19 protein-coding genes are annotated in these 23,247 nt (G+C 65.6%); 8 read left to right on the top strand and 11 right to left on the bottom strand.

The window, feature by feature from the left end:
- Positions 1-44: 44 nt before the first annotated feature.
- The 4 genes from ISP20_RS09260 to ispG form a co-directional block, all read right to left on the bottom strand.
- Positions 45-863 (bottom strand): HD domain-containing phosphohydrolase, encoded by an 819-nt coding sequence (locus ISP20_RS09260; protein WP_204635737.1) that lies wholly within the window; start codon positions 861-863, stop codon positions 45-47.
- A 101-nt stretch (positions 864-964) separates the two neighbouring features.
- The gene (locus ISP20_RS09255) at positions 965-1,258 is read right to left on the bottom strand and encodes a DUF1905 domain-containing protein (RefSeq protein WP_204635736.1); all 294 of its coding nucleotides are present in this window, start codon (positions 1,256-1,258) and stop codon (positions 965-967) included.
- The gene (locus ISP20_RS09250; RefSeq protein WP_204635735.1) at positions 1,212-1,946 is read right to left on the bottom strand and encodes a methyltransferase domain-containing protein; all 735 of its coding nucleotides are present in this window, start codon (positions 1,944-1,946) and stop codon (positions 1,212-1,214) included. Before ISP20_RS09250 ends, ISP20_RS09255 begins: the two co-directional genes overlap by 47 nt.
- A gap of 7 nt (positions 1,947-1,953) precedes the next feature.
- Positions 1,954-3,210: a flavodoxin-dependent (E)-4-hydroxy-3-methylbut-2-enyl-diphosphate synthase gene (ispG, locus tag ISP20_RS09245; RefSeq protein ID WP_204635734.1), complete on the bottom strand. Its 1,257-nt coding sequence runs from the start codon at positions 3,208-3,210 to the stop codon at positions 1,954-1,956.
- Positions 3,211-3,387: 177 nt separating this feature from the next.
- On the opposite strand from ispG, the gene ISP20_RS09240 reads away from it, so the two are divergent.
- Positions 3,388-4,125 carry a Crp/Fnr family transcriptional regulator gene (locus tag ISP20_RS09240; protein ID WP_204635733.1) on the top strand — a complete coding sequence of 246 codons (738 nt, stop codon included), beginning with the start codon at positions 3,388-3,390 and terminating at the stop codon, positions 4,123-4,125.
- Between the two features lie 9 nt (positions 4,126-4,134).
- Here ISP20_RS09240 and ISP20_RS09235 read toward each other — a convergent pair whose 3' ends face one another.
- A complete protein-coding gene (locus tag ISP20_RS09235; protein ID WP_204635732.1) occupies positions 4,135-6,081 on the bottom strand; it encodes an acetyl-CoA hydrolase/transferase C-terminal domain-containing protein in 1,947 nt (648 codons plus the stop codon).
- Positions 6,082-6,202: 121 nt separating this feature from the next.
- Between ISP20_RS09235 and ISP20_RS09230 the strand changes: the two genes are divergently transcribed.
- The 6 genes from ISP20_RS09230 to ISP20_RS09205 all read left to right on the top strand — a co-directional run bounded on the left by ISP20_RS09230 (position 6,203) and on the right by ISP20_RS09205 (position 15,242).
- On the top strand, positions 6,203-7,657 hold the full coding sequence (locus ISP20_RS09230) for a phospholipase D-like domain-containing protein (RefSeq protein ID WP_204635731.1): 1,455 nt from the start codon (positions 6,203-6,205) through the stop codon (positions 7,655-7,657).
- Between the two features lie 126 nt (positions 7,658-7,783).
- Positions 7,784-9,160, top strand: a complete 1,377-nt coding sequence (gene xseA, locus ISP20_RS09225; RefSeq protein WP_204635730.1) for an exodeoxyribonuclease VII large subunit — start codon at positions 7,784-7,786, stop codon at positions 9,158-9,160.
- A gap of 69 nt (positions 9,161-9,229) precedes the next feature.
- Positions 9,230-10,873, top strand: coding sequence for an acetolactate synthase large subunit (locus ISP20_RS09220; protein ID WP_204635729.1), 1,644 nt, complete (start codon positions 9,230-9,232; stop codon positions 10,871-10,873).
- 23 nt (positions 10,874-10,896) lie between these two features.
- Entirely contained in the window at positions 10,897-12,327 is a 1,431-nt protein-coding gene (locus ISP20_RS09215; protein WP_204635728.1) for an aldehyde dehydrogenase family protein, read from the top strand.
- Between the two features lie 204 nt (positions 12,328-12,531).
- On the top strand, positions 12,532-14,115 hold the full coding sequence (locus ISP20_RS09210) for an inorganic phosphate transporter (protein WP_204635727.1): 1,584 nt from the start codon (positions 12,532-12,534) through the stop codon (positions 14,113-14,115).
- A gap of 98 nt (positions 14,116-14,213) precedes the next feature.
- Entirely contained in the window at positions 14,214-15,242 is a 1,029-nt protein-coding gene (locus tag ISP20_RS09205) for a TraB/GumN family protein (protein WP_204635726.1), read from the top strand.
- 345 nt (positions 15,243-15,587) lie between these two features.
- Here the strand turns inward: ISP20_RS09205 and ISP20_RS09200 are convergent, their stop codons facing one another.
- The 6 genes from ISP20_RS09200 to ISP20_RS09175 form a co-directional block, all read right to left on the bottom strand.
- Entirely contained in the window at positions 15,588-17,108 is a 1,521-nt protein-coding gene (locus ISP20_RS09200; RefSeq protein ID WP_425490806.1) for a S10 family peptidase, read from the bottom strand.
- A 181-nt stretch (positions 17,109-17,289) separates the two neighbouring features.
- Entirely contained in the window at positions 17,290-17,997 is a 708-nt protein-coding gene (locus ISP20_RS09195; RefSeq protein ID WP_204635725.1) for a DUF4386 domain-containing protein, read from the bottom strand.
- A gap of 39 nt (positions 17,998-18,036) precedes the next feature.
- On the bottom strand, positions 18,037-18,843 hold the full coding sequence (locus ISP20_RS09190; protein ID WP_204635724.1) for a CPBP family intramembrane glutamic endopeptidase: 807 nt from the start codon (positions 18,841-18,843) through the stop codon (positions 18,037-18,039).
- A 175-nt stretch (positions 18,844-19,018) separates the two neighbouring features.
- Complete coding sequence (locus ISP20_RS09185) at positions 19,019-19,792, bottom strand: sel1 repeat family protein (RefSeq protein WP_204635723.1); 774 nt, start codon at positions 19,790-19,792, stop codon at positions 19,019-19,021.
- 89 nt (positions 19,793-19,881) lie between these two features.
- Positions 19,882-20,475 (bottom strand): HAD family hydrolase, encoded by a 594-nt coding sequence (locus ISP20_RS09180; protein ID WP_204635722.1) that lies wholly within the window; start codon positions 20,473-20,475, stop codon positions 19,882-19,884.
- 558 nt (positions 20,476-21,033) lie between these two features.
- A complete protein-coding gene (locus ISP20_RS09175; RefSeq protein ID WP_239535453.1) occupies positions 21,034-21,912 on the bottom strand; it encodes an AraC family transcriptional regulator in 879 nt (292 codons plus the stop codon).
- Positions 21,913-22,148: 236 nt separating this feature from the next.
- Here ISP20_RS09175 and ISP20_RS09170 point away from each other — a divergent pair, with 236 nt between their 5' ends.
- Positions 22,149-23,207 (top strand): NAD(P)-dependent alcohol dehydrogenase, encoded by a 1,059-nt coding sequence (locus tag ISP20_RS09170; protein WP_239535451.1) that lies wholly within the window; start codon positions 22,149-22,151, stop codon positions 23,205-23,207.
- The last annotated feature ends 40 nt before the right edge of the window (positions 23,208-23,247 follow it).

The raw sequence follows: 23,247 nt of genomic DNA, 5'->3' as shown, positions 1-23,247 counted from the left end.
GTCGATGGAGTGTAGCCGACCGGCGAGCGCCGTCGCGCGACGCCTCAGTCCTCTGCCACCGTTCCCAACCCGATCGCCTTGAGCTCGTCGTAGTGCTCCAGGAACAGCGCCACGATGCCGGGATCGAGCTGCCCTCCGGCCGCGTTGCGCAGGTAGTCGATGACTTCCGGTTCCGGCCATGCGGACTTGTAGACGCGCGGGAAACTCAAGGCGTCCCACACGTCCACCACGCTGAAAATGCGCGCCGCCAACGGAATGTCCTCACCCCGCAAGCCGCGCGGATACCCTGTGCCATCCCAGCGCTCGTGGTGCGCATAGGGAATGTCGACGGCCGGGCGCAGAAAGGCGGTGCGCATCAGCAAGTCCCGGCCCAGCACGGTGTGCGTGCGCATCAGGGTCATTTCGTCCGGCGTGAGCGGGCCGGGCTTGATCAGGATGGCATCGGGCAGCGCCAGCTTGCCGATGTCGTGCAGCAAGGCGCCGAAGCGCACGTGCCGCAACGGATCGCCTTCCAGCCCCACGCGCCGGGCGAGTGCCACGGTCATGCGCATGACGCGTTCGGAGTGATCGCGCGTCTCCTTGTGACGCACGTCCATCGCCGAGACCAGCGCGCGCAGCGATTGCTCGTTGCCGCGCAGCAACAGATGGTTGAGGCGATCCATGCGACGCACGTCGCGACCGATCAGCCAGTACAGCAGCGCCCCCGTCACCAGCACATACAGGCTGCCCTTGATCGAGTTCAGCGTGCTCAACGTAGGCTCGTCGAGGTTGAGCGAAAACAGCAGGTGGTCGGAGAAGAGCACCCACAGCAGGGCCACCGACACATAGATGGCCACGATGCGAAATTGAGGCTTGACCGTCACTGCGTCTCCCTGCCGTCTTCGCTACCCGTCGCACGACCCGCGCGCGACCGGCCCGAGCATAGCCCGAAGATGATGCGGACGCTGTCGCGTGGCGCACATCCTCAGGCGTCCTCGGGCTCGATCAACACATCGACGAACTGGCCCGCGCCAAGACCCGCGGCGGCGGCGGACGATTCCTCCAGCTGCAGCCAGAAGGTGCCGGAACGTTCGACCACGGCGCCGCGGAAATCCGTTCCGTTGAGGCTGCCGCGGACGCGATGCCCGTGGCCGCATTTCCATAGCGGCCTGGCAGGTGTCGACCATTGGCTGACCGGATCGAACGGCAGTGGCACCAGCCACGGCCGCTGATCACTCTGTACGGTGGCGCGAAACGCTACGGCGCGATGCCTGTTCATCCCCGTTCCCCCTGTAGGATGCTCCGGCCAAGAAGATAACGGAGGCGGGGCGTCCCGTGTGAGGATGAATCGGCTCTTTGATGGCCAGCACGGTCAATCCGGCCTTCTGGATGGCCGTCACCCAGCTGCCCAGGGTGCGGAAATACCAGGGTGCGGGCTGGCTGAAGCCGTCGCCGCAACCCGCCCAGGAACCGTCGTGCCAGCCGTCGGCATAGGGTTCCACGCCGGCCACCAGCGGGTGGAGCGTCTGGATCGCCAGCACGCCATCGGGCTCGAGCAGCGCGGGCACGGCTGCCAAGAGGGCATCCACCGACGCCCCGCCCAGCAGCGAAAAATTGCAGACCACCACGTCCGCGCGCTGCTTCAGCGCGCCAGCAGCCATGTCTTCGTAGCTGACGACGCGGAAATCGCCGCCACCTTTGGCGCTCGCTGCTTCCACCAGCGCCGGAACGGCGTCGACCCCGAGCACCTCGATACCCTGCGCAGCAAGCGCCCGCGCCAGCCAGCCTTCGCCGCAACCGACGTCGATCACCGTGCGCGGAGCACGCGACAACACCAGCTCGACGATGGCCTGGTCGGTCGCCAGTTTGCGGCTCTCGATGCGCCCTTCGCGAACGGCGGCTTCCCACGCCTGTGCATTGGCATGCCAGGCGTCGAGGATCAGGGCTTCGCTGGCACCGTCGCCCACCGCCGCTTCAACCGGCGCGACTGACGTATTTGCTGGCGACGTAGTTGTCGAGGATGCCGATGAACTCGCTGGCGATGTTGTCGCCGCGCAGCGTCATTGCCTTCTGGCCGTCGATGAAGACCGGCGCCGACGGTGCCTCGCCGTTGCCCGGCAGCGAGATGCCGATATTGGCGTGCTTGGATTCGCCCGGACCGTTCACCACGCAGCCCATCACGGCCAGGGTGAGGTTCTCCACGCCGTCGTACTTCACGCGCCACAGCGGCATCTGCTCGCGCACATGGTCCTGCACGGTGCGCGCAAGCACCTGGAAGAACTCGCTGGTGGTGCGGCCGCAACCCGGGCACGCGGTGACCAGCGGCGTGAACGCACGCAGGCCCATGGTCTGCAGCAGTTCCTGCGCCACGATGACTTCACCCGTGCGTGACGCGCCGGGTTCGGGCGTGAGCGAGATGCGGATGGTGTCGCCGATGCCTTCCTGCAGCAGCACCGAGAGCGCCGCCGCCGACGCGGTGATGCCCTTGGAACCCATGCCCGCTTCGGTCAGGCCCAGGTGCAAGGCGTAATCGCAGCGTCCGGCAATATCGCGATACACCGCGATCAGCTCCTGCACGCCGGACACCTTGCACGACAGGATGATGCGATCGCGCGGCAGGCCGATCTCTTCCGCACGCCTGGCCGAGTCCAGCGCCGAACGGATCAGCGCTTCGCGCGCCACATGTCCCGCATCCCAGGGCTGCGCGCGCAGGTGGTTTTCATCCATCAGCGTGGCGACCATGCTCTGATCGAGCGAGCCCCAGTTGGCGCCGATGCGCACGGGTTTCTCGTAGCGCAGCGCCATCTCGATGATGGAGGCGAACTGGGTGTCTTTCTTCTTGCCGAAGCCGACGTTGCCGGGATTGATGCGGTACTTGGCCAACGCCTCGGCGCAGGCCGGCTCCGCTTCCAGCAGCTGATGGCCGTTGTAGTGGAAGTCGCCGATGATCGGCACGTCCACGCCCATCATCGCCAGCTTGTCGCGAATGCGTGGCACGGCGGCGGCGGCGGCCGGCGTATTGACCGTGATGCGCACCAGTTCCGAACCGGCGCGCGCCAGCTCGGCGATCTGTTTGGCGGTGCTGGCCGGATCTTCCGTGTCGGTGTTGGTCATCGACTGCACCACCACGGGTGCACCACCACCCACCGTGATCTTGCCGATCCTGACGCCGACACTGGGGCGGCGCGAAGCGGGCTGGGCGGGACGCGGAGAAAGAGTCGAGTCGCTCATGGTTGGGATCGTGATTCAGGGACGGCAACGGGCAAAGGATACCCGAACGGCCGGGTGCCCCCTAGCAACCGTCGCAGCACCCTGCGCGATGCGGCAAAACCGCGCATTGGAACCACTCTTAAGGCTTGTACGAGGATCATGGTGTCCTGCAATACGCATGTCACAGGAGTGCCATCCATGCATCAGGACCATCGCCAGGACGACGTCCATCGTCTGACTCCTTCGCCTTCGTGCGCGGGTTGCGGTTACGCCGCCGTCTGCCAGGCCAGCGGTTACGACCGGCCCGAACTGTCGGGGCTGCGGCATATGGCCGAACGCGTCGGCCCGCTGCGCACCGGCGAGTACCTGTACCGTCCGATGTCGCCATTCCGTGCGCTCTATGCGGTGCAGACCGGCATGGCCAAGACCGTGGCGGTGGACGTCGCCGGGCGTGAGCAGGTGCTTGCGTTCCATCTGCCCGGCGAAATGATCGGCCTGGACGCGATGGAGCGCGAAGTGCACGACAACGCCGTGGTGGCCCTGGGCAAGACGCAGTTCTGCCGTTTCCCCTACCCGGCCGTCCGCCAGCTGTCGGGCCGCCAGCCGGACGTCCCCTGGCATCTGGTGCAGTCGGCGAGCCAGCGCATTTCGCGCCTGCAGCTGAGCAGCGGCAACCACATGGCGGAAGAGCGCTTCGCTGCGTTCCTGGTGGACCTGCGCGACCGCCGCGTGATGCTCGGATTGCCCGGAGACTACCTGCCGCTTCCCATGTCGCGCGCCGATATCGGCAACCACCTGCGCCTGACCACGGAAACCGTGAGCCGCCTGCTCGGACGCATGCGCGAGCGCGCATGGATTCGTGCCGATCGTACCGGGCTGCACATCCTCAACCTGCCCGCCTTGCGCGAACAGGGCCTGTCGCTGCTGATGCACTGAGCGAAGGGATCAGCCGCCCGTTCTGCGCAGGGCGGCCTTGAGCAAGCGTTGCTGGATGCGGTCGCCCATGCTGCCGGGCTGCGCGAGTCCCATGCGCTCCAGCGCCTCGTCCTCGCCGCCCACGGGCTCACCCGGCGAGGCGGCAGCCCGCAACACTTCCCATTTGCCACGCCAGCTGGAACTCCTGCTCTTCAGCCAGCCGAGCGCCGGCAGCAGGCGTTGCTCGACCTCGGTGAAATCGCTGCCGAAGGGAAACGGCGGCAGCAGGCCTTTCTCCTGCCATGGCATCAGCGCTTCCTTCAGCAGCTCGGGCCGGTTGTTGCGCCAGCGCTCGGGGACCTGGAAGTCCGCCGCCAGCTTTCCATGCGATTTCGCCTCCGCGCACAACGCGTCGATGAAGCGCGCATCGGTGATGGAGAGCATCGCCTCGATGCATTCGCTGTCGGTCTTGCCGCGCAGGTCGGCCACGCCGTATTCCGTCACGAACACATCGCGCAGGTGGCGCGGAATGGTGGTGTGCCCGTAGTTCCAGCGGATATTGGTTTCGATGCCGCTACGCCCCAGGCGCGTGGAGCGCAGCAGGAGGATGGAACGACCGTCGGCCAGTTCATGCGCCATCGCCACGAAGTTGTATTGACCGCCGACGCCGCTCACCACTTCGCCGTCTTCGAGGCCGTCGGACACCGCCGAGCCCAATAAGGTCGCCATCATGCAGGTGTTGAAGAAACGTGCCCCGCGCCGCTGCAGCGCGGCCAGCATCTGGTGATCGCCGTAGAGCTGGTTGACGTTGGATACGCGGCACATGTCCAGCGCATCGGGGTCGTTCGCATCGAGCTCGGCCAGCCAGCGATACAGCTCGCGCGTGCCGAGGAAGAAGGCGCCACGCAGGTAGTGGCCACCCGGTGTCTCCGGCGACAGCCGTCCACATGCCGCCGCGCGTTCCAACGCCATGTTGTCCCATGCGCGACGCTTGAGGATGCCCGCGCGCTGCAGATGCATGAAGCCGTCCATGACCATTTCGCTGGCGCCGTACAGGCCTGCGCGCAGCGGCGCGAGGCCGCCCATGCGTGCCGCCAGGGCATGCGTGCCGCCTCGCGGATCGAGCGCTACCAGCGCACGCCGCCACTGCGTGTTGTCCTGCTGCCGCCAGCGCAATCCGTAGACCAGTGCATCGGACAACGCGCCGATGCCGATCTGCAGGCAACCGCCGTCGCGCACCAGCGCGCTGGCGTGGATGCCCAGCGCATATTCCGCCGTGTCGATCGGCTGGCGCGGCACGGCGAACAGCGGCGGCGCCGTGTCGGTACGCAGTTCCACGTCGAAGTAGTCGCGCTGCACTTCCGCATGCCCGCTGATGTACGGCAGATCCGGATGCACCACCGCCACGCACAAGGGGCGCGGCTTGCCCGACTGCACCACGCGGTCGATGAAATCGAAGGTCAGGTCGGGGTTGCACGAAAGGCTGTAGCGCACGCCTTCGGGCGTCTCGCGGCGCGCCACCAGTTGCACCAGCAGGTTGATGTCCTGCACGGCCAGGTCGCGCGCCACGTGCGTGTAGTTCTGGCTGATGTAGTTGCGCTGCGCCCCGCCCGAATGCAGCAGCGCGCCCGATTGCATGTAGAACTCGTGCACGGCGACGTTGGAAGGCAACTGGTCGCGCGCCTGGTCGATGGCGTATTCGGGATCCACCGCGCCTGCGCCGAAATGCCGCTCCACGAACGGTCCCACGAAACGCGCCTCCAGCCCCGGCGCGGGTCGTGGACGGGTCAGCGACAACGCGGTGTAAAGGGACAGCGAGCGCGACGTGTCGGCCCGGGTCAGCCGGTACAGCGCATTCAACAGTTCATGCGGCTTGCCCAAGCCCAGCGGCGCAGCGACGCGCAGGTCCGGGCCGATGCGTTCGGCGAGCTGCTGCGCGCACGCGTCGGTGTCGGTATGACATTGCTCAGGCGACATGGAGCAAACATGACAGATAGTTCATGGGCGCGACATGACCGGAAGGACGGGGCGTATTGGTGGCACGCCCCAAGTGAATACCGCTTGAAGAACGCCCGAACGCATGCCCTACACTCCAGCCATGAACCGACCGATCGCATCGCCCCATGCACGCCTGCTGGCCGAACAGGCATTGAGCCGCGCCGCGGGCGCACCGCTGCTGGGCGGCAACCGCGCCGAGCTGCTGATCGATGCGGCCGCGCACTACGACGCCTGGCTGGCCGCCATCCGCGGCGCACGCGAGCGCGTGCTGCTGGAGAACTACATCATCCGCGACGATGAGGTCGGACGGGCGTTCCGCCAGGCGCTGGTGGAGTGCGCGCAACGCGGCGTATTCGTGGCGGTGGTGTACGACTGGCTGGGCTGCAAGGGACAGTCGCGCGACCGCTTCTGGGCACCGCTGCGCGCGGCCGGCGGCCAGGTCCGCGCGTTCAATCCGCCGCAGTTCGGGCAACCGTTCGGCTGGGTCAGCCGCGATCACCGCAAGCTGCTGGTGGTCGATGGCGTGCACGGGTTCCTTTCCGGCGTGTGCATCAGCGAGAAATGGCTGGGCGACGCCGCACGGCAAGTGCCGCCCTGGCGCGACACCGGCGTGGCCTTGCACGGTCCGGCCGTGGCCGAGCTGGAGAACGCGTTCGTCGAAAGCTGGTCGAGCATCGGCACGCCGCTTGATCCGTTCGAGCAGCCGGCGGCCGACGAGGAGGTGGGCACGGTGGCGCTGCGCGTGATCGCCACCCAGCCCGCCACCGCCGGCATGTACCGGCTCGACCAGTTGATCGCCGCCATGGCGCGCAAGACGCTGTGGCTGACGGATGCCTATTTCATCGGCGTCGCACCGTACGTGCAGGCCCTGGCGGCCGCCTCGCGCGACGGCGTGGACGTGCGCCTGCTGGTACCCGGCAGCAGCGACATCCCGGTGGTAGCCGGCATGTCGCGCTCGGGCTATCGGCCTTTGCTCAAGGCCGGCGTCCGCGTGTTCGAGTGGAACGGTTCGATGCTGCACGCCAAGACGGCGGTGGCCGATGGCCAGTGGGCGCGCGTGGGTTCGTCCAATCTCAATATCGCCAGCTGGCTGAGCAATCGCGAGATCGATGTGGCGGTGGAAGACACCGGCTTCGCCCGACAACTGGCCGAGCAGTACGAACGCGACCTGGAAAATGCCACCGAGATCGTGCTGGCGCCCAGCCGCTGGCGCCGGGCGACCGACCATGTGCAAAGCCACGACCGCCCGCCACAGCGTCCCCGCCGTGCCGGCGGCAGTTCGGGGCGGGCCGCTGCCGGCGCCCTGCGCATCGCCAACAGCGTGGGCGCGGCGCTGACCGACCGCCGGGTGCTGGACGATACGAGCATCAGCCCCCTGGTGATCGGCACCCTGGTGCTGGTCGTGCTGGCGGTGATCGCCATCTTGTGGCCGGCCGTGCTCGGTTGGCCGCTGGGCGTGCTGGCCGCCTGGTTCGCGCTCAATTTCGGCATCCGGGCGTGGCGTCTGCGGCGCCGCCAGAAGCAACGCGCGGCCGAGCGGGACGGCCCGATCTGAGCCGGCGAATCCCTAGCGAATCCAATCAGATAGACGCCATGCCTTAGGCCCAGGCTGCGTTAAGTGGGCCAAGCAGATGTAAACGCAGCAATCGACGGGCGAATCTCATGTTAGGCTCGCTCCTTCATGCGCTCGCCCGATGACACCCACGACCAGGCCGGCCCGCCGCCGCGCCAGATCCTGACGCCCAGCTCGCTCAACCGGCTGGTGCGGGACCTGCTGGAAGACGCCTTGCCGTTGATCTGGATCGAAGGCGAGCTGTCCAACGTCGCCCGGCCGGCATCGGGACATATCTATTTCACCCTGAAGGACGCCAGCGCCCAGGTGCGTTGCGCCATGTTCCGGCCCAAGAGCGGCTGGCTGAAGTTCAAGCCCGCCGATGGCATGCATGTGCTGGTGCGCGCCCGGGTGGGCCTGTACGAACCACGCGGCGAATTCCAGCTGGTGGCCGAGCACATGGAGCCGGCCGGCGAAGGCGCCTTGCAGCGCGAGTTCGAACAGCTGAAGGCGCGGCTGGATGCCGAGGGACTGTTCGACCCGGCGCGCAAGCGCGCCCTGCCCCGTTATGCGCGCCGCATCGGCGTGATCACCTCCGCCACCGGCGCGGCCGTTCGCGACGTGCTCAGCGTGATGTCGCGGCGCTGGCCGCTGGCCGATGTGGAGGTGCTGCCCGTGCCCGTGCAGGGACGCGAAGCGCCGCCCGCCATCGTGCAGATGCTGCGCAAGGCCTCGGCCAGCGGTCGCTATGACGTGTTGCTGCTGACGCGCGGCGGCGGCTCGCTGGAAGATCTCTGGGCGTTCAACGACGAGCGGGTCGCGCGCGCCATCCACGCCAGCGCGGTGCCGGTGGTGTCCGCGGTCGGTCACGAGATCGATTTCAGCATCGCCGACTTCGTCGCCGACCTTCGTGCCCCCACGCCATCGGCAGCGGCCGAGCTGCTGGTGCCGGACGCCTTTGCGCTGCGCCGCCATCTGCAACAACTGCAACAGCGGCTGGCCACGCTGGAACAACGACGGCTGCAGGCACGCATCCAGCGCGTGGATCATCTGCTGGCACGCCTGCAGGCCCAGCGTCCGCAGGCACGGCTGGCCCGCGATCGCGAGCGACTGGTGCATCTGCAGCGACGCCTGCATGGCGTGCAGCGCGAGCAATCGCAGCGTCGACACAATGCACTGGAACGCGTGCATGCACGACTGCTTGCCCAGCATCCACGGCTGCGCCTGATGCTGCTGCAACGCCGCCTCGGCGAGCTGCGGCAACGGCTGCTCAGCAGCATCGAACGCAAGCTGGAACGCGACCGCGCCAACCTGCGCCAGAACGGTCGTGCGCTGCATGCGATCAGCCCGCTGGCCACGCTGGAGCGCGGTTATTCGATCATTTTCGATGCCAACGGCAAGGTCGTGCGATCCTCCCAAGGTATCGGTGAAGGCACGCCGCTGCGCGCCCGACTTGCCGACGGCGAATTGCCACTGTCGGTGCGCAAGGAAGAATCGAACGACTAGCGCCGCCAGCTCACGCGGCATGAACGATCCGTGTCGCATCCTTCGCGCTTACGCATGAGGAGTCGAGGCATGAAGGGCGCACAATTGTTCGTCAAGGCGCTGGAAGCCGAAGGCGTGGAACGTATCTTCGGCGTACCGGGCGAAGAGAATCTGGATTTTGTCGAAGCCCTGCGTGACTCCTCCATCCGACTTATCGTGACCCGCCACGAACAGGCCGCCGGCTTCATGGCCGCGACCTGGGGACGCCTGACCGGCGAAGCCGGCGTGGCGCTGTCCACGCTGGGTCCGGGCGCCACCAACCTGGTGACCGCCGCCGCCTATGCGCAACTCGGCGCCATGCCGATGATGATGATCACCGGCCAGAAACCCATCCGCGAACACAAGCAGGGTTTGTTCCAGTTGGTCGACGTGGTCGACATGATGCAGCCACTGACCAAGTACACGCGGCAGATCGTCTCGGCGCCCACCATTCCGGCACGCGTGCGCGAAGCGTTCCGTCGTGCGGAAGAAGAACGTCCCGGCGCCGTGCATCTGGAACTGCCCGAAGACATCGCCCGCGACAGCGTCGAAGAGGCCATCCTGCTGCCCACCGAATACGCGCGCCGGCCCGCTCCCGACGAAGCCGCCCTGGTGCAGGCCGCCGAGGCGATCACCGGCGCCAGGCATCCCATCCTGATGATCGGCGCCGCCGCCAACCGCCAGCGCACCACGGTGGCCCTGCGCGCTTTCATCGACAAGCTGGGCATTCCGTTCTTCACCACGCAGATGGGCAAAGGGGTGATCGACGAAGACCATCCGCTGTGGCTCGGCAACGCCGCGCTGTCGGATGGCGACTTCGTGCATCGCGCCATCGATGCGGCCGACGTGATCGTCAACGTCGGCCACGACGTAGTCGAGAAGCCGCCATTCTTCATGCGCAAGGGGCGGCGTACGGTCATCCACATCAACTTTTCCAGCGCGGAAGTGGACGCGGTCTATTTCCCGCAGATCGAGGTGGTCGGCGACATCGCGCATACGGTGGAACGCCTCACCGATGCCCTGCAGCCGCAGGAGCATTGGAATTTCAGCTTCTTCGACCGCGTGCGCAACGCGTTCCACAAGCAGCTCGAGGAGCACGCGCGCGACCAGCGCTTTCCGATGCATCCGGTGCGCATCGTCGACGACACGCGCCGCTTCATGCCCGACGACGGCGTGCTGTGCCTGGACAACGGCATGTACAAGATCTGGTACGCGCGCTACTACCGGGCCCGCGAACCGAACACCGTGCTGCTGGACAACGCACTCGCCACCATGGGCGCCGGCCTGCCCTCGGCGATGGCGGCGAAGATGGTCTATCCCGAGCGCAAGGTGCTGGCCATCTGCGGCGACGGCGGCTTCATGATGAATGCGCAGGAGCTGGAAACCTGCGTGCGCCTCAAGCTGGACCTGGTGATCCTGCTGCTGCGCGACGACGCCTACGGCATGATCCGCTGGAAACAGGCCGAGATGGGCTACGACGATTACGGCATGGTGTTCGGCAACCCCGACTTCGTGGCGTTTGCCGAGGCGCACGGCGCGCGCGGCCATCGTCCCGGCAGCGCCGACGAATTCCTGCCCACGCTGGAGCGAGCGTTCAATGCGGGCGGCGTGCACCTGATCGACCTGACCATCGACTATTCGGACAATCACCGCATTCTCAACGAAGACATCCCGCGGCTCAGCGCAGCCGTCTGAGCCTCTACGCGTCGGAGCCATCCATGCTTGCCAAGAGTTACCCCTACTACCTCGCCAACCAGCCGCAGACCTCGAAAGAGATGATGGACGTGCTGGACAAGTACAGCGGCAAGGTCGCCACGCGTGTCGCGGTGCCTGACGCCAAGGCCACCGAAAAGGCCATTGCCGCAGCGGTGAAAGCCACCATCCCGATGCGCGACTTCAAGCCCTGGGCGCGGCAGCAGGTGCTGCAGCATTGCGCGCAGCGCTTCACCGAACGACGCGAGGAACTGGCGTATGCGCTGTGCGTGGAAGCCGGCAAGCCGATCAAGGATTCCGACGGCGAAGTCACCCGCCTGATCGAAACCTTCACCATCGCGGCGGAAGAAGCCGTGCGCACGAATGGCGAAACGATCAACCTGGAGATCGCCAAGCGGCTCAACGGCTATCACGGCTATACCAAGCGCGTGCCGCTGGGGCCGGTGTCGTTCATCACGCCGTTCAACTTCCCCTTGAACCTGGTGGCGCACAAAGTGGCGCCAGCGATCGCGGCCGGTTGTCCGTTCGTGCTCAAGCCTGCCGAACGCACACCCATCGGTGCGCTGATCATCGGCGAGGTGCTGGCGGAGACGGATCTGCCCAAGGGTGCGTTCTCCGTGCTGACGCTGGATGGCAAACACGCCAATCCGCTGGTGGAAGATCCGCGCTTCAAGCTGCTGTCGTTCACCGGCAGCCAGATCGGCTGGGATCTGAAGACGCGCGCGGGCCACAAGAAGGTCACCCTGGAACTGGGCGGCAACGCCGCCTGCATCGTCGATGCGGACCAGGGACCCAACCTCGATTACGTGATCGACCGGATGGTATTCGGCGCGTTCTACCAGTCGGGCCAGAGCTGCATCAGCGTGCAACGCATCTATGTGCACGAGGCGCTGTATGACGAGGTAAAGAAGCGACTGGTCGCCGCGGTAAAGAAACTCAAGGCCGGCGACCCGAAGAAGAAAGACACCTTCCTCGGACCGATGATCGACGAGCCCGCCGCGGAGCGCCTGCAAGGCTGGATCGAAGAAGCACGCAAGGCCGGCGGCAAAGTGTTGTGCGGCGGCAAGCGTGCCGGTGCCATGCTCGAAGCGACCTTGATGGAAAACGTGCCGACCAGCGCGAAGGCCTATCGCAACGAAGCGTTCGGTCCGTTCGCCCTGCTCGCACCGTTCCGTACGTTCGATGAGGTGGTGGAACTCGTGAACGACTCCGAGTACGGCCTGCAGGCCGGCATCTTCACCGACAGCCTCGCCAACGCCATGCGTGCCTGGAACGAACTCGACCAGGGTGGCGTGGTGGTCAACGACGTGCCGAGCTTCCGCGTCGACAACATGCCGTATGGCGGCGTGAAGCTGTCCGGCATCGGCCGCGAAGGCATCCGCTGGGCCATCGAGGACATGACCGAAGTGCGCCTGATGGTGATGCGCGAGCGCTGAGCGGCGGTGAATAGGTAATCGCCCGCTACGCGGGCTGTAAAGGGTAAATGGGAAGAACGGTCAGCAGGTGAGCTGCAGGCCCTTTTCTCACTTTACCCTTTACCATTTACAGGCCGCGCAGCGGGCGGCTTCCCCTTTTCGACTGTCACGTATCTGTCTTGCGCGAGTGCTTAGCTTGCGCGAGACCGACCACAAGGGCATGTCATGCAGACCGAAGCCGCCGTCGTCTCCGCCGCTCCACCACGCCAGGGTTCCGGACGGCTATTTGCGCTGATCTTCGGTGTGATCCTGCTGATCGGCGCGGGGTATGCCGGGCTGAGCCTGGTACAGGATCTGGCGGTCGTCCATGTCCGTTCGATTGCGCCCTTCCTGCTGCTGGGCGTGGCGCTGCTGATCGCGCTGGGCTTCGAATTCGTCAACGGTTTCCACGACACCGCCAATGCGGTGGCCACGGTGATCTACACCAATTCGATGCCGGCCAATATGGCGGTGATCTGGTCGGGCACGTTCAACTTCCTCGGCGTCTTGTTTTCCTCCGGCGCGGTGGCCTTCACCGTGGTGTCGTTGCTGCCGGTGGAATTGATCCTGCAGGTGGGTGGTCAGGCCGGTTTCGCGATGGTGTTCGCGCTGCTGATCGCGGCGATCCTGTGGAACCTCGGCACCTGGTATTTCGGCCTGCCCAATTCCTCTTCGCACACGCTGATCGGCTCGATCATCGGCGTGGGTCTGGCCAATCAGCTGATCTCCACGCATAGCGGCACCAGCGGCGTGAACTGGGATGCCGCCATGGGCGTGTTCCGCGGCCTGGTGTTCTCGCCGGTCGCCGGTTTCCTGCTGGCCGGCCTGCTGATGCTGTTGCTCAAGTCGCTGGTGAAGATTCCCGCGCTGTATCGCGCACCGGAAGGCAAGAAGCCGCCGCCGTGGCCGATCCGCGCCTTGCTGGTGTTTACCTGCACTGGCGTGAGCTTCAGTCATGGCTCCAACGACGGCCAGAAGGGCATGGGCCTGATCATGCTGATCCTGATCGGCACGGTGCCCACGGCGTATGCGTTGAACGGCGCCGTCTCGGGTGGCGAGGTCAAGACCTTCCACCAGGTGTCGGTGGACACGCAGCAGGTGCTGAGCGGCATCGCCGGCAAGGTGACGTTCGACGGCGATCCGCGCGCCGTGGTGACCACCGCCGTGCAGCAACATGCCGCGCAGCCGAACACGGCACCGGCGCTGGCCCAGCTGATCGGGCAGATCGACCACCAGGTGGGCAATCGCTCGTCGCTGAAATCGGTGCCGCCGGAGCAGATGGGCAACGTGCGCAACGACATCTATCTCGCCAATGCCGCCATTCCGCTGCTGCTGTCCCAGCCGGGGCTCAACAAGGAACAGACCGCCACGCTGACCAGCTGGCGCGGACTGGGCGCGCAGGCGATCCAGTTCATCCCGCCGTGGGTGAAGGTGGCAGTGGCGCTCGCGCTGGGCCTGGGCACCATGGTGGGCTGGAAGCGCATCGTGGTGACGGTGGGCGAGAAGATCGGCAAGGAACACCTCACCTACGCCCAGGGTGCCTCGGCGGAACTGGTGGCGATGACGCTGATCCAGGTGGGCGACATCTACCACCTGCCGCTCAGCACCACCCATGTGCTCACCTCGGGCGTCGCCGGCACCATGGCGGCCAACGGTTCGGGCCTGCAATGGGCGACCGTACGCAACCTGCTGATGGCCTGGGTGCTCACCCTGCCCGCCTCGATCCTGCTGGCCGGCGGGCTGTACGTTGTCTTCCGCCAGGTCTTCTGAGCGTTAACAGCTCCGACGCCACAACCACGGCTATCATTGAACCAGGGAGCCCGCCTCGGCGGGCTTTAGCCGTCGCGTCCTTTCAAGGAGCTTGCCGGATGCACGCGAAGACCGTTTTATGCCTCGGCATGCTGCTGTTGGCCACCAGTGCGTGGACTCAGAACGCGCCCGCGCCAGCCGCCACCGCCGTTACGCCACCGTTGCCTGCCAGCGCCGTCGAATTGCAGACAGTGACCGTTCGCGGCGAGCAGCCCGGACCGGCGCTGTGGGAAGTGCGGCGCGGCACGCATGTGCTGTGGATCGTCGGCACCTTGTCGCCGCTGCCCAAGCATGCCGAATGGCAATGGACAAAACTCGAAACGGCCCTGAGCCGTTCCACCGAGTTGCTCGAAGCACCGTCGGCACGCCTGCGCATGCCGCCCAGCCTGTTCTCGCGACTCGCCCTGCAGCCGTCGGCCAAGCTCAATCCGGGCGGCGCCACCTTGCAGGGACTGCTGTCGCCGGAGATGTACACGCGCTGGTTGGCCCTGCGCCACCAATACCTGCGCGACGACGACGCGCTCGAATTCATGCGTCCGATGATCGTTGCCCAGCAGCTTTACGAGAAGGCGCTGGCGGCGGACGACCTGACCAACGACATCGACGTTGCCGACATGGTGCAGAAGCTGGCGCGCCGGCACGGCAATCGCGTCATCGCCGTGCGCTACGAGCTGCTGGTCACCCATGCGCCACCGAGCACCAGCATCGACCAGGACCAGCAGAAAGGCATCGCCTGTCTCGACGAAACCATGCGTCTGGTCGAACAGGACATGCCCAAGCTGACCCAGCGCGCCAATGCATGGGCCACAGGCGACATGAAGACCCTGGAGAGCCTGATGCCGCACCGCAGTTACGAGCCGTGCATCGTCGCGGCGATCAACGGCGATTTCGAGAAGCAGCTCAATATCCCGGACCTGCCGCAGCGCATCGAGACGGCCTGGATGGATGCCGCCGAGGCGGCTCTCGTACGCAATCGCAGCACGGTGGCCGTGCTGTCGCTGGATCAGCTGCTTTCGGACGACGGCTATCTGGCCAAGCTCAAGGCGCGGGGTTTTATCGTGCGCTCGCCGCAGGATGTGGATCTCTGAGCGGTTGTCCACAATCTTGTCTAGCGCTACCCGTTTCCCTCACCGTCATTCCGGCGCAGGCCGGAGGCGCTCTATAACAGCGAAGCTGGTCATCCAGTGGCGTCGTGAGTCGGCTGTCGCCGTGAGTTTCACCGAACTTTTGCTCCGGGCCGTCGCGACCACCGGGTACCACGGCTACTGGATGACCAGCTTCGCTGTTGTTGAACGCCTCCGGCCTGCGCCGGAATGGCGCTGAGGAAGATGAAGGCATCAACGAGATTTTGAGCGACCGGGTTCCTTCCAGGCAAACAAACAAAAAGGCCGCGCTCCACCCGGAGCGCGGCCTTTTCTTTAACGGTGATCCGCTTACTTGGTGCTGCCGTACAGCGCAGCCGCATCCGCCTTGAACGACTCGGCGCTGCCCGGACGGCTGTAGAACATGTGGCCACCCGGATAGACCGACAGCTTCACGCGCTGCGCCTGGCCGAACGTCGGCATCTGGTCGATGATCAGGCGCGAAGTGAAGAACGGGCACGACAGATCGTTGTAGCCGTGCGCGATCAGCACCTTCATGTTCGGATCGTTGCCGATCGCCTTGCGCAGGTCAGCCACCGGCTTGTCGTCGGCGTTACCGCGATCCCACGCCCTGTTGACCGCATACGACAGCGCTTCGTAGTGCGCATCCGTCTTCCAGCCCACTTCGCGCGTCACGAAATCCACCATGGCGCTGGTGGCGGGAGCGAGCAACGCTTCGAGGATCGGGTCGCCCGACTGGCGATCGGCCGAGCCCGGGAACGGATCGAACGCGGTGACGTTGGAGTCGTAGACGCTGCCGATCTTCTTCTCGTTGCGATGGATCTCGCGCAGATACGTGGCGATGTCGACACGGCCGTCCAGGCGCGAGACCACGGCCGGATCCAGGCCCGTATAGGCCGAGACCTTCTGCACCATGCGACCGATCGCGCCGGGGTCCGAACGGCCCGCCAGGAAATCGGTGACGAACTGCGTGCGCACGTAGGTTTCGACGTCGGCCATCGCGGCCGGCGTGAGCTTGCCCTGGCTTTCCAGGCGCGCGGCGGTCATCGACGGCAGGTTGATCATCCACGGCAGCGGCGACAGCGAATCGCCATCGCCGATGGCAGCCGGATCGAGATACGGCGACACCATCACCAGGCCGTTCACGCCCACGCCCATGCGCGACTGCAATTCATAGGCGATGCGCGGCGCGCGGTAGCCGCCGTAGCTTTCGCCCATCACGTACTTGGGCGCACGCAGACGACCGTGCTTGACCAGCCAGTCGTACACCACGCGCGACAGATACTTGATGTCAGCTTCGGTGGAGTAAAAGTCCTTCTTGGTCTGCTCGTCGTCTTCCAGCGAACGCGAGAAGCCGGTGCCGACCGGATCGATGAACACCAGGTCGCTCATGTCGAGCCAGGTGTTGGGGTTGTCCTTGGTGATCGCCGCATCGGACGGCGCATCGCCGTCCACGCCGAACTGGATGCGCTTGGGACCGATCGCGCCCATGTTGAGGTACACCGACGAAGCGCCCGGACCGCCATTGAAGGCGAAGGTGACCGGGCGATGCGGATCGCTGCCCGGCACCACGTACGAAGTGTAGACCACGTCGGCGATCTTCTTGCCCTTGGCGTTGCGCACTTCGATGGTGCCGACGGTGGCCTCGTAGGACACCGTGCGGCCACTCACGCGCACGCTCTGCTTGATGGTCTTGTCGGCGGGCAGCGGCGGCAGGTCGCCGTCGGACTTCTTGTCGGCCGCTTCGGCGGCCGGCTTGGCATCCTTGCCTTCGGCCGCGATCGCCGCCCACGGCGACAAGGCGACGCCCAGCGCGAAAACGGCCGCGCACCACACAGCTCCACGCCCCATGCGGGCGAAACGACCTCGAACAGGCAGATCAGGATTCATCGATATTCTCACGCAAAGATCCACGGGGACCGCCCGCCGCAACGCACGGGCGAAACCCCATTGATGCGGCAATCGACCGGTGCGTGACCAGTGCCGTAAGGCAGGGGCAAAACTTTGCGATCGCTACGACGAGACGGCCGACCTAGCTTCGCGCTGGCATGGCCAAGCCGTCGGCACGGGGCTTGGCACCCATGATCACCAGCCACAGCGCGAACGCCACTTCGGCCAGCTGCAGCGGGAAGGCGAACTGGCTGACGGTGTCCTCGACGGCCGGAAACACCACGCCGGACACGCACAGCGCCAGATAGGCCAGGCCGTTGGGGATCAACCAATACCCCAGCAGGCGCGGCACGAAGCGCGATTTGATCACCAGCCACGCCAGCGGAAACAACCACAGGCCCCAGAACATTTCCGCGCACGAGATCGCCTCCCCATGCATGCGCAGGAACAGCGTCATCAGCCCTTCGCGCTGCGCCTGGCTGAAGGAGGCCAGGAAGTCGGCGCCATTGACCGCGAGCAGAGCGCCCACGTCGTTGATCGTGTTGAAGAAGTACAGCGGCGTATCCATGAAGCCGAACACGAACATCAGCGCGGCGAGCTTTTTGTCGACGTCCTTGAACAGGTGGTACAGCGAGAAGGTGAGCAACAGGCTGACTACGCCGGTGACCAGATCGCCGAAGATGCCCAACCGGAACATCAGTTCGTGACTGGCGATGTTGTGGGCGGTCGTTGCCGAATCGCCATGCACGAACAATGCGCCTGGAATGTAGATCAGGCGGAACGGTGCCGACACGATCAGTGCCAGGTAGATCAACCCGACGATACGGGCGTCACGCTTGAGCGTGGTCATGAACGGCATCTCCCCGGACTGCGTTGAAATCCCCGGCGCTCAGCTCAACGGACGCACCGGCGCCACTTTGCCATTCAATCCCTGCATGGACGCACGACGCGACCGCCGACGCAACAGCCACACGCCACCGATCGCCAGCGCCGCACTCAGCACGCGCAACCCATTGCCCAGCCAACCCGTGGCCGCCGAAGGCGCCACGTCGAACACATCCCACGCCGCATTGAGCGAGACATGCAGGATCAGGCCGCACCACAAGGTGTAACCATCCATCGCATCGACGACCGCGAACACGATGCCACCCAGGAAAGTGATGGCGAACACCTGCATCGCCAGCTCGCTGTCCTCCATGCCCGCCCAGTGCACCCAGCCGAACACCAGCGCCTGCACCAGCACGGCCGGCAGCAAGGGCCAGCGCAGCGCGCGACGGGTAAAGATGAAACCGAAACCGCGGAACACCAGTTCTTCGGCCAGCGGGAACAGCAACGCCGTGAACAGCATGCCTCGCCAATCGATGCTCGATTGCAGCTTGCCGGTCACCGCGCATCCCACCCAGAACGGCAAGGTGGCCAGCAACATCCACAAAGGCGCTTTCCATCCCGTGGCGTCCAAGCCGAACAGGCGCGCGACCGAAAGGCCTGCATGGCGTGGCCTCAAGAGCAACAAAGCGATCAGCACCAGCAGCACGGCGAGCAGATTGTCCATGCTCGATCCGCCATACGACGACATCGGCAGGCCCGGAATCTTCACGCCTGCCATCGCGGCCAGGTCGCGTACCGAGAGCGCGGCAAACAACACCGCGACTACCGCCACTGCCTTGGCCAGCACTACCCCTCGACTTGTCTGCATGTGCCTCCCCTTGGCTCTGCGACAAACACGTGCCCGGACGAACGCCCTACTGTCGCCCGCCGGCCATGTTCGCCGCAAGAATGACCTTTGGGGCACGGCATCGCCGGGCCCGCGCCCAGCTTGTCGTCGAAGACCCCATATCAGGAGGGATGCACAAGCCTTTGTGCCTGCGGCATCAGTGGGTCGCGTCCCGATCCTGTTCCAGCGCGCCCACGGTAACCGTGCCGTACCAGACCGCATCGCGAATGCGAAAGTACTGCCTGGGGTCCCAGCGCCAGGCCACGTAGATATTCCCGCATCCCGTTATGGGCGCGCCGTCGATGGATCGAGCGCCGCACGTCGGCAGCGCGCCGCCCAATCGCCCAAGAGAAGCGTTCGCCGCGGCAAACTGAGCCATCGTCAGCGAGCTGACCTCGGGCGCGCCGTAACCGACCAGCGATCCGGTCATCCCGGTCCTGGCCTCGCGCAGCGCTCGCTCCATGCGCGGCTTTGCCACCGCATCGCCGTACTCGCCCAACAGTCGATCGAGCAGCACGCTTGCCCGTTGACGCTGGCTGTCGTCCAGTTGTTTCCACACATCGTCGCGCGTGGCCAGGTAGCGCGGGAATTTCCGTTCCGCGGCCAGCGCCAGCCACGCGTACGCGGTGACAGGATCCCTGGCGACACCCTCGCCCTGCAGGTACATCAGTCCGATGCTGAGCTGGGACAGCTTGTCCGCATAGCGGGCGCCCATCTCGAAATACTTCATCGCCCTGGCGTAGTCCTTGCCCGCATAAGCCTGCATCCCCACGAATTCGCCGTACTGGTCAGGGTGTCCCCAGGTGGACGTTCGTTCCATGGCGGCCAGCACCTCCTGCGAGGCCTTGTCCTCCATGGTTGCGGCGTGGGCCGCACCGACTGGAAGCGGAACAACAACGACAGCCATGATGCCGGTCCATTGCCTTTTCATGAGCGCCTCCCACACCGTGTTCGGACCTCTCCGGGCATTTCATGACCCGTCCCATTCACGCCACGTGAAGGACTCGAGTCAGCCGTCGATCAGCTCACTTCCTGCCATTGAAAGTAGCGGCGATGAGCCACGCCGAGCAGCTCGCGATCCTCCGGCGTGTCGCCGTACGCATAGACCACCGGATAATCCGCCAGCTCATAGGCTGCACGCACGCGGCGCGCCTTTTCGGCATTCACGCATTGCTCGCCGCGATAACGACCGGTGAGGCGGCCATCGCGCGATTCCAGCCGCGAACAGAGCAACTCCAGCTCGTGCGTGCGGCACCAGTGGGACAGATAGACGTCCAACCCGCCGGAGACCACCGCGACCCGGTCGCCCTGGGCCTTGTGCCAGGCAATGCGCTCGAGCGCCTCATCGCGCAGCACTCCGGGCAGCACCTCGCGCGCAAAGTCCGCGCCCCGCGCAAACGCCTCCGCCTCAGGCACGCCACGAAAACCAACATGGACCGCGCTTCCGCGCATCAGGTTGGGCGACACCCAGCCCAGCTTGTAACCGGCCACCATGGGCGCGAGCACGGCCCCACCCAACCTGCGACGACGCGCCGACACGGCAAACTCGATAAAGGGACGAAACATCTCCCGCGTGGTGATGGTGCCGTCGAAATCGAATAAAGCAAGATTCATAGCATTCCCTGGCCGAAACGTTTCCCGCAGATGTCACTGCGCGCCGCGCATGCTCTGCATATCCACAATGCACGTCAAGAGAGAAAGAAAGCGTTGGGAGTCGTTCTGACAAGACCAGCCGCGCAAATCTCAAATCGCCGCTTGACACTATGCTTGGCCGTGAATCTGTGGGAGCGCACTTGTGCGCGACAAGCCGACGGAGCGATACATCCCGGCGTGGCTGTCGCGCACAAGTGCGCTCCCACAGAAAAGCACACACGTTCCCGCAAGCACCCGCCCCTCACCCCGGAGGGAAGAGGGCGAAGTGGAGTGAAGCTCTACTGTGGGAGCGCACCTTGTGCGCGACAAACCTACGAAGCGATACATCCCAGCGCTGCAGTCGCGCACAGGGTGCGCTCCTACAGACAATCGCCGCACCGGACGCAGTGGTGCGCCAAAGCCAATGCGAAGCGAGGCCACGCTTTAAGTCCTCGGCGATTGGACCCGTTGCGCAGCGAACGGCGCGGCACCGTGGCGGATGCGCGTCAATGCCCGCTCGATCCACGATGCACATCACCTCTAAGCCGCAGAGCCAGCATCCGCCAACCGCAACCTCGCCACATCCCGCAATGGCGGCGCCCCAAACGCCCGGCTGTACTCGCGACTGAATTGCGAAGGACTCTCGTACCCCACGCGATGCGCCGCCGTCGCCACATCGCACTGATCGGCCAACAGCAAGCGCCGCGCCTCGTACAGACGCAACTGCTTCTGGTACTGCAACGGACTCATCGCCGTAATCGCGCGAAAATGATGATGCAGCGACGACGCACTCATGTTGACGCGTGCCGCCAGCTCGTCGATGCGCAGCGGCTCATCGTAGTGCTGGCGCAACCAGTCGATCGCGCGCGATACCTGATGGCCCTGGCTGCCGGACGTGGCGATCTGCGCCAGCAAGGCGCCCTGCTCGCCCGTCAACAACCGGTACAGCAGTTCCCGTTCGAGCAGCGGGCCCAGCACCTCCAGATCGCGCGGCGCATCGAGCAGGCGCACCAGTCGCAGCAACGGATCGAGCAGGCTGCCATCGAGCGGGCTGATCGACAGACCCGACGCCGACACGGCAGCGCTGCGCCGCAACTGCACCCCAGGCAACAGTTCACGGATGCATTGCAGGTCCAGGCGGAAGGTCAGGCACAGACAAGGCGCTTCGGCCGAGGCCCGCACCACCTGCGAGGACACCGGCACGTCCACCGCATTGACCATGTAGGAGGCCGGCTCATGCAGGAACGACTGCTGGCCGAGCAGAATCTGCTTGGCGCCCTGCAGGGCCAGCCCCAGGCCCGGGCCGTACATGGCGCAGGTCGGGGCGCCCACGGAGTCGGCACGGAACAAGGTGAGCGACGACCACGCCGTGGCATGCAAACCCTGCGACGACGCCAATCGTTCAACGCGCGCTGTCAATTCCTCGCGATCTTGCGAAAGTCGCGCCGAACCCTGGGACGGGGAAAGTTTTTCATTCATGGACTTAGGGCCGATTTCTAGAGCGAGAGCTTGCCTGTTCCTCTGTCCCGTGGCGAGCCCTTCACCGGCCACATTGCAGGATCAGGCAATCATCTCGCAGGAATCGGCTACCCGGCACCGGCGCCGGGCGCCCATACTTCGCCACCTCGCTGTTCCCTCCCCACAGGAGTCATGCCATGACGATGTCCATCCGCGGTTATGCCGCTCAGTCCCCCACCACACCGCTGGCCGCGCACCAGTTCGAACGACGCGATGCGCGCGCGAACGACGTGGTGATCGACATTCTCTATTGCGGCGTCTGCCACTCGGACATCCACCAGGCGCGCGACGAATGGGGCGGCAGCCTCTATCCGATGGTGCCGGGCCACGAGATCGTGGGCCGCGTCAGCGCGGTCGGTCCCGAGGTCAGCAAGTTCAAGGTGGGCGACACCGTGGGCGTAGGCTGCATGGTCGACTCCTGCCAGCACTGCGCTTCGTGCAGCGCCGGTCTGGAGCAGTACTGCGTGGAAGGCGCCACCTGGACCTATAACGGCATCGACCGCCATGACAAGATGCCGACCTTCGGCGGCTACTCCGAGCGCATCGTGGTGTCCGACAAGTTCGTGGTGTCGATCTCCGACAAGCTCGACCTGAAGGCTGCCGCGCCGCTGCTGTGCGCCGGCATCACCACCTGGTCGCCGCTGCGCCACTGGAATATCGGCAAGGGCAGCAAGATCGCCGTGATCGGCCTGGGCGGCCTGGGCCACATGGGCCTGAAGTTCGCCAAGGCGATGGGCGCCGACGTCACCCTGTTCACCCGCTCGCCGGGCAAGGAACAGGAAGCGCGCCGCCTGGGTGCCGATCATGTGGTGCTGTCCACCGACGAGAAGCAGATGGCGGCGGTGTCGCGCCAGTTCGAGTTCATCCTCGACACGGTGCCCAACCCGCACGACCTCAACCCGTACCTGGCCACGCTCGCCGTCAATGGCGTGATCTGCCTGGTCGGCCAGCTGCAGCCGCTCGATCCGCCGGTGAACGCTGCGCAGGTGCTGCTGGGTCGCCGCTCGATCTCGGGCTCGGCCATCGGCGGCATCGCCGAAACGCAGGAAATGCTGGACTTCTGCGCCGAGCACAACATCGTCAGCGACATCGAAGTGATCGACATGAAGAACATCAATGCCGCCTACGAGCGTGTGATCACCAGCGACGTGCGCTATCGCTTCGTGATCGACATGGCTTCGCTGAAGTCGGCTTGATGAACTGACCCGGGCCGCACAAGCGGCTCCGGTGCTCCAC

The organism is Dyella kyungheensis, from assembly GCF_016905005.1.
GTDB lineage: Bacteria > Pseudomonadota > Gammaproteobacteria > Xanthomonadales > Rhodanobacteraceae > Dyella > Dyella kyungheensis.
Note: the sequence above shows the minus strand (reverse complement) of the source record. Positions and strands in the feature narration are given on the sequence as shown.